Genomic DNA, 12,109 nt, shown 5'->3' on the forward strand with positions numbered 1-12,109 from the left:
GCGGCCGCTACCTTAGCAGCAGTTTGCGGTGGGGGTGCAGGGGAGGAGCTGGCCGTTGATGGCGACGGCGGGGAAGCATTGGGCTCCGAGTTCGGCGGCTCGCGCTTTACCGTTGTCGGTATCGGCTGAATACAAGGTGAGTTCGCAGTTGCAGGATTGGTCTTGGCAGCAGTTTTGATCTGCCGAATCGGCGCAGCATGCGGTTGCGGTGATGATTTCTATCTTTGTTTCGTTTTTCATTTTGTTTGTGTGTTGTTGGTTGAATTTTGGGTAAGCGGTAGCTTGGGCCGCTGGGTTGGCGGTGTGTGGGATGGAGGGTATCGCGGCGGTCTGGGCCAGACCGCCCTATCTTTAGCAGTCGCAGTCGGCGGCGCCGTTTTTGGCGTGTTCGATGACGTCGCAATCGCAGTCTACGAGGTCGAGGGCGTCGCAGCTGTCGAAGCGTTTGAGAAGTTCGCGGCGGCGTTCGAGGTCGGCGATTTGCTGATCGATTTCGGCGAGCTTTCGTTGGGCTTTTTGAGCGAGGGTCTTGCAGGCTCCGGCTTCGCGGTCGTGGAGATCGAGGATTTCGCCGATTTCGCGGAGAGTGAATCCGAGTTGCTTGGCCTTTTCTATAAAGATGAGGCGATCTGAATCGGAGGCTCGGTAGCGGCGGTAGTTCGAGCTGTCGCGGTAGGCGTGGGTGAGCAGGCCTTTCTCTTCATAGAAGCGGATGGTTTCGAAGGTTTTGCCTGATTGCTTGGCGAGTTGGCCTCGGGTGAGTGTTTCCTGATTCATGATGTTGAGCAGTGTAGGGCTTGTAGTATGGCGCAGGGTCAAGGGGGAGTCGGGAGTTTTTTGAAAAAAGTTCTTCGGGTGGCGGGTGGACTGCAATTTTACGGATTTGGGAATTGGGGGTTGATGCGGTGGAGAGGGCTCTCCTAGAGTCGCCCCCCATGGCGCAGCTGATCGACGAATTTAAAGGACTCTACGAAGTATACCCGTCCTGGCTTGTCACGGCATGCTTGGTTATCGTCGGGCTCGGTCTTGGCTGGGTCGTCTGGAAGTTGTTGCGAATCGGCATGGTGGTGCTGGTGACGGTGGCGCTTTTGGCGATCGTGGTGTTTGCCGGCTGGATGATTTTAGCTCAGTAGCGCGATGTAGTTTGACCTCCTCTTTTTATTCTAATTCTCATGGCAGCCAACGTGGAAAACAGTAAGGCAAAGAAGTATATTTTCGTGACGGGCGGTGTCGTTTCGTCGCTCGGCAAGGGCTTGACGGCCGCATCTCTGGGCGCGCTCCTGGAAGAGCGTGGCTGCACGGTGCGAATCCAGAAGTTCGACCCTTACCTTAACGTGGATCCGGGCACGATGAATCCGTTTCAGCATGGCGAGGTTTACGTGCTCGATGACGGGGCGGAGACCGATCTCGACCTTGGCCACTACGAGCGTTTCACTTCGGGCAAGCTGAGCCAGTTTAACAATCTCACTTCGGGGCAGATCTACGAGTCGGTCATCCAGAAGGAGCGTCGCGGCGAGTACTTGGGCAAGACGGTGCAGGTGATTCCGCACGTGACCAACGAGATCAAGCAGCGTATCGCGGAAGCGAGCGAGGACGTGGACATCCTGATCACCGAAATCGGTGGCACGGTGGGCGATATCGAGGGCTTGCCGTTTTTGGAAGCGATGCGTCAGTTCGCGCTCGAGGCGGGGCGCGACAATGTGATTTTCCTCCACTGCACGCTTTTGCCTTACTTGGCGGCAGCGGGAGAGCTGAAGACCAAGCCGACCCAGCAGAGTGTGGCGAAGATGCGCGAGATCGGTATCCAGCCGGACATCTTGGTTTGCCGTACGGAGCATCCGATCGAAGACGAGTTGCGGGAGAAGATGAGTCTTTTCTGTAATGTGCCTGCTAAGGCGGTGATTGAGGAGATCGACGTGGAGTCTTCGATCTACGAGTTGCCGGTTATGTTGCGCCGCGAGAAGCTCGACGACTTGGTGGTGGACTTGTTGAAGCTCGACGCGCCGCCTCCGGCCGAGAGCTATTGGACGGATATTGTGCGTCGCTTGAAGTCGCCATCGAAGCGGGTGACGATTGGCGTTGTCGGCAAGTACATCGAGTTGCAGGACGCTTACAAGTCGGTCTACGAATCGATCACGCACGCGGGAATCGCGAATGATTGCGCGGTGACGATCAAGCGTTTGGACGCCGAGTCGCTGGAGAATCCGGAGGGGCTGGAGTCGCTGAAGAGCTTGCACGGGATCTTGGTGCCGGGCGGTTTTGGTGATCGCGGTACGGAAGGTAAGATCGCGGCGGTCCGTTTTGCTCGTGAAAACGATATTCCTTATTTCGGTTTGTGCCTTGGCTTGCAGATCGCGGTGATCGAGTTCGCCCGCAATGTGTTGGGCTTGGCGGATGCGAACAGCTTGGAGTTTGACGAAAACACGGAGAACCCGGTCATCAATTTGATGGAGGAGCAGAAGGAGGTCGTGGACAAGGGCGGCACGATGCGACTCGGTTCTTACGAGTGTAAAGTTAAGCCCGGAACGAGGGCGTTTGAAGCCTATGGCGAAGAGAGCGTGCGTGAGCGTCACCGCCACCGCTACGAGGTGAACAACGAGTTTGTCGAGCGTCTCGAGTCTGCTGGCTTGCTTGTGAGCGGGGTTAATCCAAAGCGCAATCTCGTGGAAATGGTTGAGCTTAAGGAACACCCGTGGTTCCTCGCTGTACAATCGCATCCTGAGTTTCTATCCAAACCGAACAAGGCCCACCCGCTTTTCGAAGCGTTTGTGGGAGCCGCCATCAAGAGGGAAGAAAATCGCTAATTCGCAGGATTTTTCCCGAACGTCTTTCTGAAAAAACGAGCCAGGCCATGAGCTTCCAAATCGACGTGCCGATCCCATCTATGGGAGCAACGGTGAACGAAATGACCCTGATCGACCTTGAGGTCGAGGCGGGTCAGGAAATCTCCAAGGGCGAGAAGCTCGCGGAACTAGAAAGCGATAAGTCGGTTTTCGATTTCGAGGCTCCGTGCGATGGGGTTATCAAGGAGATCCACTGTCGAGCTGGCGATATTTTGGAAGTCGGTACGCCTTTCGTCCGTATCGAGACGGAGGATACTTCTGTCGCTCACCTTGCGGTGGATGGCGCGGCTGCTCCGCAAGCGGCGCCTGAGAAGGTTGCTGAACCTGTGGCTGTGGAAGTGATGCAAGAGGTGGTTGCGACGCCTGCTCCGGCGGCTGTGGCAGCCCCGGCTCCGGTGGCGAAGGCCAATGGAATTCGTTGGACTCCACGGGCCAAGAAACTTGCGCTCGAGCGAGGGCTGGATCCGGCTGCGATAACGGATATCGTGGGAACAGGTCCTGGCGGACGTGTGACGGGTGATGACATCGAAGGGTATAAGCCAGCTGAAGAGGCTGCTCCATTGGCTGTGTCTGGCGTTGGCGTGGCTGGGTCAGGCGCGACGCACACTGCATGTGTCGCGGGGATCGGCTATGCGGTTCCTAAGAACATGCGTTCTAACGCCGAGATCCTGAAACAGTTTCCCGGTAAGACCGAGGAGGAGATCGTCAAGGTGACTGGCATTCAGCAGCGCTACGTGATTTCCGAGGGCGAGTCGGCGACGAGTTTGGCAAGCACGGCTACCCGTCACGCTCTTAAGATGGCAGGGCTGGAGGTTTCCGACATCGACGCGGTGGTAGTGGCGACGCTTTTGCCGGATCATCCGGTTCCCGGAGCCGCTAGCATTTTGGCGAAGGAGCTTGGGATCGAACAGGCTTTGGCCTTTGATTTGAATGCTGCGTGTTCTGGCTGGTTGTATGCTTTGGAGGTCGGGCGTAGCCTTATCTACGGCGGCACTGCCAAAAACATCCTAGTAGTGACGGCGGAAATTTTGTCGCGCATCACCAATCCCAAGGATCACGAGACCGCGTTTCTTTTCGGAGATGGCGCGGGGGCGGCGATTCTGACTCAAGGGGATGGGGGACATCGTTTGCATCGTTTGGAGCTCAGCGGCGATGCGCGTTTCACGGATGCCATTTCTCGAGTGGGCGGCGGAGCTTTGTATCCGATGCCGAAGCCGGGTGAAGATCTGGATTCCTTCTATCTGAAGATGGATGGAGGCGTGGTGTTCAAGCGTGCGGTATTGGCATTCTCGAATATTATCGAAAGCGCTTTGGAGCGTCATGGCCTGAAGCCGGAGGACGTTTCGTGGATTGTGCCTCATCAGGCGAACGCCCGTATTTTAAGAGCGGTCAGCAAGCGCGTGGGGATTCCTTACGAGAAGTTTGTGGTAACGATCAACAAGTACGGAAACACGTCTGCCGCGTCGGTTTCAATGGCTCTTGGATGGGCCGCTGAAGAGGAGATTTTCGAAGAGGGCGACAATATCATCTTCTGCTCGGTGGGCGCTGGATTCACCTTCGCCGGCGGTTTGATGACTTGGTAGAGCTCTCTAGAATTGCTTAGCGGGATTTTATCTTTTGTTTAGGTGCTGAGAATCGCGGCACAAGGCCGCTTCCCACTTTAAGATGCCTGAAGTGAAGTGCGACTGTTCAAAAGAAAATTGCTTAGCGGGATTATTCGCTCCCGCTCGATGCAAGGCTGCGACAAAGCTTAGCGATCAAAACGTAGCTTCCGACTGCGAGGAGCAAAGTGCCTAGGATGATGAAGCCGACTTCGCCGCTGATTGCGAGTCCGACGTCGGAGCTTTCCGCTTCGTCCGAAAGCTGAGCCGCGATTGGGAGATTTTCTAGGAAAGCTGAGTGGAGTTTCATCGATTTGCGAGTGCAGGCTTTGAAGCCCGCTGGCCTTAGGCTCTTACGTACTAGCTTTGTTGATGCCAGTTTTGCGATGCTTCCCGTAAGGCATTGAGAATGAGTGAGATCGTCTCTCGCTCTAAACAATGGCGAAGCATGATCTGTTGCTGTTTCTTACAGCTAGACCTAGTTCTTTACACTATTGGCCGGTCAGGGAACCGCTTGGAAATTACTCGCCGTTGGAGAATGAGTTGAGTTCGTAGTGTGTGATGCTCAGGGCGTGGATGGCTGCGGTTTCGCTGCGCATGACGTGGGGGCCGAGGGTCGTGGGCAAGAACCCCGCTTGGTAGGCCTGTTCGTACTCTTCTGGAGTGAAGTCGCCTTCGGGGCCAATTAGCCAGATCGCGGACTTCGGAGACTTGCCGTTTTGAGAACTGGAAAAACGGGCTAGGTGTTGCTTTAGGGAGACGGCTTGCTCCTCTAGGCTGGCGATCAGTTTGAGCTCGTAGCTTTGGGAAAGGTCTAGGAGTTCTGGGAGGCTGCAAACCTGATGAACTTCAGCAGGCCTTGGGTTGCCGCTTTGTTTGGCTCCTTCGAGAGCGGCAAGCTCCCATTTCGCGCTTTTGGAGGAGGCCTTTTTCGGATCGATCTTTGATTCCACTCGGCTGCTGGATAGCGGGTACACTTCCTGGATACCGATCTCGGTCGCTTTTTTGATGATGCTTTCGATCAGTTTGCCTTTGGGGAGCGCTTGGCCGAGGGCGATGCGAAAGGGAGGGTGAGGAACGCGTTGGATCGTCTCGAGCGTGAGGGTGGCCTTACGTTTGTTGGCGTTGGTGAGACGGGCGTCGCATTCTAGGCCTTTTCCGTCGAATACGCGGACGGGGTCTCCTTCTCGGGCGCGATTGGCTGCTACCAGATGATTCGATTCCTCAGGACTAAGATCGACGAGAGATCCAATCGAGTCGGGCAAGTTTTCGCAGAAGCATCGGAAGTCTGGCATATGCTTAAGCTAAGAAGCGAGAGGCTTGGCCTTACAAATAGAAAAGACGCCGCTTTCGCGACGCCTTTCCTAACTTATCAAACTACAAACCAGATTCTAGAAATTTAAACTACCTATATGCTGGGATAGGCGCGCTGGGAGCGGATTCGTTCAAAAGTTTTGGGAGTTTTTTCGTCTTTTTCTTTTTACGGGAAAGAGGGACTCTGAAAACGAAAAGAGGCGCCGCTAAGCGGCACCTCTTTCGACTTATCAAACTACAAACTAGATACAAAATTGAACAAACCCTTATTATGTCCTGCAAAGATAGACGTAGTGATGGGGGATACGTTCAAAGTTTGTTGGTGTTTTTCTGAATATTTATTGCAGGTTGTTTAAGTTGCAGACTATCAGTTAGATATGTTTCTTTCGGTTCTCCTGCTCGAATCTTTTTTATGATCTGGCGGGGCGAAAATCGCGTAAGGTGCGGAGTGGTTTTCAATTTGGCTTGCAACACTTCCTAGGCGTGGCACAACTCCCAATCTTCTCTGCAGGCTGAACAGGTTTGCATCTTCCCATCGAGGAAGCCCAGGTGGCGGAATTGGTAGACGCGGCGGATTCAAAATCCGCTTTCTCCGGAAGTGTGGGTTCGAGTCCCACCCTGGGTACCACTCTTTGAAGTAAGAGGTTGGAATGCAGAACTATGAAGTTTTGCGAGATGAGACTTTGTGGGACGAGAACCTTGGTTCGACGGAGCGAGTCTCTCGAGCGGAGATGGGGCGCCGCAGGCGGTCCGAAGGACTTGAGGCGTTCTAGCCTCAATCCAATCCCACCCTGGGTACCACTCTTTGAATTAAGAGGTAGGAATGTAGAATGATGAAGTGTCTACAAATGCTTTCCTTTCTTGGGTGAAGCGCTCAAGCTCTATGCCTTTAATTTTAGCTAGTGCTCAAACCATGGTTAGCGCCGCAGAAAACAGAAACTATTCGGAAGCCCAAATCGAGGCGGAGGCGGAACGTCTCCTCGCCAAGCTTATGCACGTGGAGTGCGAGGCGAGCCGTTCTTGGAATATAGAGGAGTGTCGCGAAATCGCTCCGCTCACGCTAGAGATCAATGATCTTAAAAAGGAGAAGGGGGCTGTCGTGTTGGCTCACTCCTACGTCGAACCGGAAATCGTGTACGGCGTGGCGGACTTTGCGGGGGACTCCTATATGCTGAGCCTGAAGGCGAAGCAGTCGGGAGCGAAGAGCATCGTTTTTTCTGGAGTGGTTTTCATGGCCGAGACGGCCAAGATTCTTTCTCCCGAATCTGAAGTGGTCGTGCCCGATCGCGCTTCGGGTTGTTCCTTGGCGGACTCTTTGACGGGCGAGCAGTTGAGGGAGCTGAAAAAGCAATATCCTGATGCTGCCGTGGTGTGCTACATCAACAGCACGGCCGAGGTAAAGGCGGAGTGCGATGTTTGTGTGACTTCGAGCAACGTCTATAAGATCGTGGCTTCTCTTCCTCAGAAGCAGATCCTTTTTGTGCCGGACAAGTTGATGGCTGAGAACATCCGGGTCGAAATGAAGAAGCTCGGCATCGATAAGGAGATCGTTTCCTCGGATGGCACTTGTATCGTGCATGATGACTTTGATCCGACAATCATTGCGGACGCTCGGGGGAAATTCCCGGGGCTGAAGGTGGTATCGCATCCGGAGTGTACTTTGAACATCACGGAGAAGAGCGACTATGTCGGCAGTACTGGCGGAATGATGCAGTACGTGAAGGCGACGGAAGCGCCTTATTTCATGATGCTCACCGAATGTGGTTTGGTGGAGCGCATCGAAGTGGAAGCTCCTGAAAAGCGCTTTATATCTGGTTGTAAGCTTTGCCCGTACATGAAGATGAATTCTTTGCAGAAGATTCGCGATGTGTTGATCGCCCCGCGTGAGGATCAGGTGATCGAGTTGGAGGAGGATCTCCGACTGAAGGCTCTGCATTCGATCGATCGCATGTTTGAGATCGCCGAAGGGGCTCCGCACCAGCCTGGCAAGGGTTGCTAGTTTCCGTTTTCGTGTCTCGATAGAGTGGAAACCCTTTATACAGACTGCCTCGTGATCGGCGCTGGGCTTGCGGGGAGTGCCTATGCTCACCACGCGACCCGCCAAGGGCTTTCGGTCACCATGATATGCGCTGACGAGCTCTCGATGGGGGCCAACAGCAAATGGGCTCAGGGCGGGATCATCTATGATACCGCCTTCAATCCGGAGCAGCTTGAAAAGGACATCATCGTGGCTTCGGGCCACACTGCGAATCCTGAGGCGGTTGCAACCTTAGTGAGGGAAGGGCAGTCGGCGGTGGACGAGCTTTTGTTCGACACGGTGACTGTGCCCTTTGATCGGGATGAGGCTGGTAAGCTCAAATACGTCCGCGAGGGCGGGCACAGCGACAAGCGGATCATCTTTTCGAAGGATGTTACGGGACGGGCTATTCTAAACAACATGCACGATTACGTGCGTGAGATGCCGGGACTCCGCTTGCTTGAGAACCATGTGGCGATCGACTTGTTGACGCTTTCGCACAACTCCGCGGATCCACTCGACAAGTACCGCCCGATCACGTGTATCGGCGTTTACGCTCTCGACGCTCTCAGCGGCGATATCAAGGCGATCAAGGCGAAGAAAACGATTCTTGCCACGGGTGGCCTTGGCCAGGTGTACCGCAATACCACTAACCAGCAAGGTGTGGTGGGGCACGGGGTTGCCATGGCTCAGCGAGTTGGGGCGCGTGTCATAGATCTTGAATACGTTCAGTTTCACCCGACGGTATTTCTGAAGAAGAATTGCCAGCTCTTCCTGGTTTCGGAAGCGGTTAGAGGAGAAGGGGGTGTACTGGTCAATGGCGATGGTCATGCGTTTATGGATACGCAGCATCCAATGAAGTCTCTAGCCCCTCGAGATATCGTGGCGAGGGCGATTCATCGCGAGCTTTTGGGGACGGAAGACAACTGCGTTTACATCGACCTTTCCAGTAAGTCGCCTGGCTTCATCAAGGATCGCTTCCCGTCGATCTACGAACGGGCGTTGGCTTGCGGAGTGGACATTAGCCGGGAGCCGATTCCGGTCGCTCCAGCGGCGCATTACACCTGCGGGGGCGTTTATACCGATCTGCAAGGGCGTTCCTCGGTGCTCAATCTCAATGCGATTGGGGAGACGGCTTGTACGGGGCTGCATGGGGCGAATCGTTTGGCGAGCACTTCGTTGCTGGAGTGTCTTGTTGGCGCGAAGATGACGGCGCTCGCGGACGCTAAGGATGTTGCGAATGAAGAGTTTCACTTGCCCGAAGTTCACGAGTGGGTGAGCCCGGAGCGGCAAGCCGACGAGGTTTTGATTCGTCAGGATATGCGTTTGATCAAAAGCACCATGTGGAATTACGTGGGGCTGATCCGCTCGCCGCGCCGCTTGATGCGGGCTCGACGCATTTTGAGCCAACTTGCGGAGGAGATCGGCGGATTTTACGCGGGGGCTCGATTGACGCGCTCCTTGGTGGAGCTTCGCAACGCCGTGAAGTCCGCGATGCTGGTGGTGCATGCGGCGAGCTTGAATCCCGAAAGCAAAGGCTGCCACTATTTGGCTTCCGAGGACGAGGAGATCGAGGTGCCGTTTGAGTCGGTCGACGACGGCAAGTAGGATTGAGTGCCGGCTCTTAGCTTGGAATCCGCAGGTACATGGGCATGAGGGCGTAGTCGGAGAACCCGAGCCCTAGGTAGACCGAGTGACCCGCTTCTGAGGACTGCAGGACCCCGACCGAGTAGCCGCAGGCTTTGGCGATTTTCAAGGGTTGAGCGGTCGCGAATGCGCCGATGCCTTTTTTGCGGTGATCAGGAAGCGTTGCGATGCAGTAGATTCCAGCGAGCCCGTCGGCGAGGAAAAGCATAGAGGTGGCGACTGGTTTATCCTCCCAGTAGACGGCCCAAAATTGGAGGGACTCGTGCTCTAGCAGACTATCGCCGTAGCGCTCGGGCGAGAAGAGCTCCGCCACCCTGACGGGGAGATCGTAGCCGAGGGCGAGCGTTGAGGTCCATTTCTTGGCTTCCGTTTCGGTGCCGATTCGTTTCCACGCGTAGCCGTCGGGAAGCTTGGTTTCTTTGACGGTATCTATGTCGACAGCCATCGCTGGCATCCCGCCGGTGTCGCTGAATCCGTGTGATTCCAAGGTGGTGCGGACGGTTTCGTCGATTGCTTCTACGAAGACGAAGGCCGAGGGCGCTGAGATGGATCGGTAGGTTTTGGCTATTTCGGCGATTGAAGCGTTGTCGGTAGAGGTGGCAATAGCCGCCAAGTTGCCTAATGGGTTTGGTTCTCCGGTAAGGATTCGGATGTAGGACTCGTTTTTGACGACCTTGGGGTCGTCGATGCAGTGTCGCATCGCGAGTTCGAAATGGCGACCTGCTCGTAGGCCGATCGTATCTCGAATAGAGGCGATGCTTGGGGCTGGTGTTGCGGAGTTCATGGGAGGAGTCGTTGAGGAACCGAGGCGTCCTATCTAATTGAGGAGCGAAGAAAACGCGAACGAATTGACTGTTTCGTAGGGATTCCTGCTGCCCGAGTGTTCGTCCTTTGTTGACTCGTTGGAGCTCTTGGCTGTGATGCCTGCTCAACCTAATTTCCAATCATGATCCGCATCAACGAAAACTACCTGAAGCTTAAGGCTTCCTACCTTTTTTCTGACATCGCCAAGCGCGTTTCTGCCTACCAGGAGGCGAATCCTGATTCGCCGATCATTCGTCTGGGCATTGGCGATGTGACTGAGCCGCTTCCGCAAGCGTGTCAGAAGGCGTTTCATGCGGCGATCGATGAGCAAGGGACGCGTGAAGGGTTTCACGGCTATGGTCCGGAGCAGGGCTATGCGTTTCTGCGCGAAGCAATTGCCAAGAATGACTTCGAATCCCGCGGAGCGGACATCGATGCGGACGAGATTTTTGTGAGCGACGGCGCCAAGTGTGACTCTGGTAACATCCAGGAAATCTTTGGCGAAGACATCAAGATCGCCGTTCCGGATCCGGTTTATCCAGTTTATGTCGATACCAATGTGATGGCCGGCCGCACGGGCGCGAACGTCGATGGACGCTACGAAGGATTCGTATATCTCGATTCGACTCCAGAAAACGGATACGTTCCTTCTATTCCGGAAGAGAAGGTTGACTTGATCTATCTCTGCTTCCCGAACAATCCGACTGGCGCGACTGCGACCAAGGAGCAGTTGAAGGCTTGGGTTGACTACGCGAAGGAGTGTGGAGCGATCATTCTCTTCGATGCGGCGTACGTGGCATTCGTGCGTAATCCGGAGTTGCCGCAGAGCATCTACGAAATCGAAGGCGCTCGTGATGTCGCGATCGAGTTCCGCAGTTTCTCGAAGAATGCTGGTTTCACGGGTACTCGTTGCGCGTACACGGTGGTGCCGAAGTCTCTCAAGGCTCAGGATGCTGCTGGGAATGAGCACAGCGTGCATGCGCTTTGGAACCGTCGCCATTGCACGAAGTTCAATGGCGTTTCCTATCCGGTGCAAAAGGCTGCGGAAGCTGTTTACTCGGAGGAGGGGAAGGCTGAGATCAAGGCTCTTACTGACTTCTACCTCGATAACGCGAAGATCGTGCGTGGCGCGATGGAAGGGCTTGGATACAAGTGCGTGGGAGGTGATGACTCTCCTTACGTTTGGATCCAAACCGGACAGCCTTCTTGGGATTTCTTTGACAAGCTGTTGAACGAAGCGGGTGTCGTTTGTACGCCGGGTGCTGGTTTCGGTACTTGTGGAGAAGGTCACATCCGTATCAGCGCGTTCAACTCTCGTGAAAAGATCGAAGAGGCGATGGGGCGTATCAAGGACGCTCTAGCGAACGCCTAGTCCGTTTTTCGAGAATCTGAATTTACGAGCCTGCTCCTTATCGGGAGCGGGCTTTTTGTTGCTCAAACTCGATTTTGACCTAGATTTCGACCTGTGAGGGCGAAACGTATTTTCGAAACCATTCTGTATGCGGAGAATCTGGCGGAGACGACTCGGTTTTATCGTGATGTTATCGGGCTAGAGCTTTACAGCGAGTCTGACGTTGTAGTCTCTTTGAGACTACAGGATAGTGTGTTGCTTTTGTTTGACCCTCGCCGGAGCGTGGAGGCTGGGCGTCCGGTTCCGAGTCATGGGGCGCGAGGAGAGGGGCACATCGCCTTTGCGGCGACGGAGGAGGAACTTTCTGGATGGAGGCAGCGTTTTAAAGAGCTTGGCGTTGAGATCGAGCAAGAGATGCAGTGGCAGAGTGGCGGGACTTCACTCTATGTAAGGGACCCGGCGGGGAATAGCGTGGAGTTTGCTCCTGCGAGCTTGTGGGGAGGCGATTGGGATTTTTCGTAGTGAAGCCCCG

Annotated in this window: 12 protein-coding genes and 1 tRNA gene; 8 read left to right on the top strand and 5 right to left on the bottom strand. The window is 54.9% G+C overall.

The annotated features are described in order from the left end of the window. Window positions 1–12: 12 nt before the first annotated feature. Together JIN87_RS21730 and JIN87_RS21735 are read right to left on the bottom strand one after the other, a co-directional pair. A complete protein-coding gene (locus JIN87_RS21730; protein ID WP_200357733.1) occupies window positions 13–240 on the bottom strand; it encodes a hypothetical protein in 228 nt (75 codons plus the stop codon). 111 nt (window positions 241–351) lie between these two features. Then, window positions 352–777 (bottom strand): MerR family DNA-binding protein, encoded by a 426-nt coding sequence (locus JIN87_RS21735; RefSeq protein WP_200357734.1) that lies wholly within the window; start codon window positions 775–777, stop codon window positions 352–354. Window positions 778–935: 158 nt separating this feature from the next. Here JIN87_RS21735 and JIN87_RS21740 point away from each other — a divergent pair, with 158 nt between their 5' ends. The 3 genes from JIN87_RS21740 to JIN87_RS21750 are packed head-to-tail and all read left to right on the top strand — an operon-like array spanning window position 936 to window position 4,426. Continuing rightward, window positions 936–1,133: a hypothetical protein gene (locus tag JIN87_RS21740; protein ID WP_200357735.1), complete on the top strand. Its 198-nt coding sequence runs from the start codon at window positions 936–938 to the stop codon at window positions 1,131–1,133. A 39-nt stretch (window positions 1,134–1,172) separates the two neighbouring features. After that, window positions 1,173–2,804 (top strand): CTP synthase, encoded by a 1,632-nt coding sequence (pyrG, locus tag JIN87_RS21745; protein WP_200357736.1) that lies wholly within the window; start codon window positions 1,173–1,175, stop codon window positions 2,802–2,804. A gap of 47 nt (window positions 2,805–2,851) precedes the next feature. Continuing rightward, entirely contained in the window at window positions 2,852–4,426 is a 1,575-nt protein-coding gene (locus tag JIN87_RS21750; RefSeq protein WP_200357737.1) for a beta-ketoacyl-ACP synthase 3, read from the top strand. 130 nt (window positions 4,427–4,556) lie between these two features. On the opposite strand, the gene JIN87_RS21755 is transcribed toward JIN87_RS21750, so the two are convergent. Further along, complete coding sequence (locus tag JIN87_RS21755) at window positions 4,557–4,754, bottom strand: hypothetical protein (protein WP_200357738.1); 198 nt, start codon at window positions 4,752–4,754, stop codon at window positions 4,557–4,559. 211 nt (window positions 4,755–4,965) lie between these two features. After that, on the bottom strand, window positions 4,966–5,739 hold the full coding sequence (locus tag JIN87_RS21760) for an RsmE family RNA methyltransferase (protein ID WP_200357739.1): 774 nt from the start codon (window positions 5,737–5,739) through the stop codon (window positions 4,966–4,968). Between the two features lie 562 nt (window positions 5,740–6,301). On the opposite strand from JIN87_RS21760, the gene JIN87_RS21765 reads away from it, so the two are divergent. From JIN87_RS21765 to JIN87_RS21775, 3 genes are all read left to right on the top strand, one after another. Further along, a tRNA-Leu gene (locus tag JIN87_RS21765) sits at window positions 6,302–6,386 on the top strand. A 285-nt stretch (window positions 6,387–6,671) separates the two neighbouring features. Beyond that, window positions 6,672–7,757: a quinolinate synthase NadA gene (gene nadA, locus JIN87_RS21770; RefSeq protein WP_200357740.1), complete on the top strand. Its 1,086-nt coding sequence runs from the start codon at window positions 6,672–6,674 to the stop codon at window positions 7,755–7,757. Between the two features lie 24 nt (window positions 7,758–7,781). After that, window positions 7,782–9,383, top strand: a complete 1,602-nt coding sequence (locus JIN87_RS21775) for an L-aspartate oxidase (RefSeq protein ID WP_200357741.1) — start codon at window positions 7,782–7,784, stop codon at window positions 9,381–9,383. A 16-nt stretch (window positions 9,384–9,399) separates the two neighbouring features. Here the strand turns inward: JIN87_RS21775 and JIN87_RS21780 are convergent, their stop codons facing one another. Next, window positions 9,400–10,206 (bottom strand): GNAT family N-acetyltransferase, encoded by an 807-nt coding sequence (locus tag JIN87_RS21780; protein WP_200357742.1) that lies wholly within the window; start codon window positions 10,204–10,206, stop codon window positions 9,400–9,402. 162 nt (window positions 10,207–10,368) lie between these two features. Between JIN87_RS21780 and JIN87_RS21785 the strand changes: the two genes are divergently transcribed. Continuing rightward, window positions 10,369–11,598 (top strand): LL-diaminopimelate aminotransferase, encoded by a 1,230-nt coding sequence (locus JIN87_RS21785; protein ID WP_200357743.1) that lies wholly within the window; start codon window positions 10,369–10,371, stop codon window positions 11,596–11,598. A 93-nt stretch (window positions 11,599–11,691) separates the two neighbouring features. After that, entirely contained in the window at window positions 11,692–12,099 is a 408-nt protein-coding gene (locus JIN87_RS21790; RefSeq protein WP_200357744.1) for a VOC family protein, read from the top strand. The last annotated feature ends 10 nt before the right edge of the window (window positions 12,100–12,109 follow it).

The organism is Pelagicoccus mobilis, assembly GCF_016595505.1.
GTDB lineage: Bacteria > Verrucomicrobiota > Verrucomicrobiia > Opitutales > Opitutaceae > Pelagicoccus > Pelagicoccus mobilis.

Coding starts and splice junctions, on each gene's coding strand:
- JIN87_RS21750 (WP_200357737.1), top strand. CDS start 2,852: ATGAGCTTCCAAATCGACGTGCCGATCCCATCTATGGGAGCAACGGTG.
- JIN87_RS21780 (WP_200357742.1), bottom strand. CDS start 10,206: ATGAACTCCGCAACACCAGCCCCAAGCATCGCCTCTATTCGAGATACG.
- JIN87_RS21740 (WP_200357735.1), top strand. CDS start 936: ATGGCGCAGCTGATCGACGAATTTAAAGGACTCTACGAAGTATACCCG.
- pyrG (WP_200357736.1), top strand. CDS start 1,173: ATGGCAGCCAACGTGGAAAACAGTAAGGCAAAGAAGTATATTTTCGTG.
- JIN87_RS21760 (WP_200357739.1), bottom strand. CDS start 5,739: ATGCCAGACTTCCGATGCTTCTGCGAAAACTTGCCCGACTCGATTGGA.
- JIN87_RS21785 (WP_200357743.1), top strand. CDS start 10,369: ATGATCCGCATCAACGAAAACTACCTGAAGCTTAAGGCTTCCTACCTT.
- JIN87_RS21735 (WP_200357734.1), bottom strand. CDS start 777: ATGAATCAGGAAACACTCACCCGAGGCCAACTCGCCAAGCAATCAGGC.
- JIN87_RS21755 (WP_200357738.1), bottom strand. CDS start 4,754: ATGAAACTCCACTCAGCTTTCCTAGAAAATCTCCCAATCGCGGCTCAG.
- JIN87_RS21730 (WP_200357733.1), bottom strand. CDS start 240: ATGAAAAACGAAACAAAGATAGAAATCATCACCGCAACCGCATGCTGC.
- nadA (WP_200357740.1), top strand. CDS start 6,672: ATGGTTAGCGCCGCAGAAAACAGAAACTATTCGGAAGCCCAAATCGAG.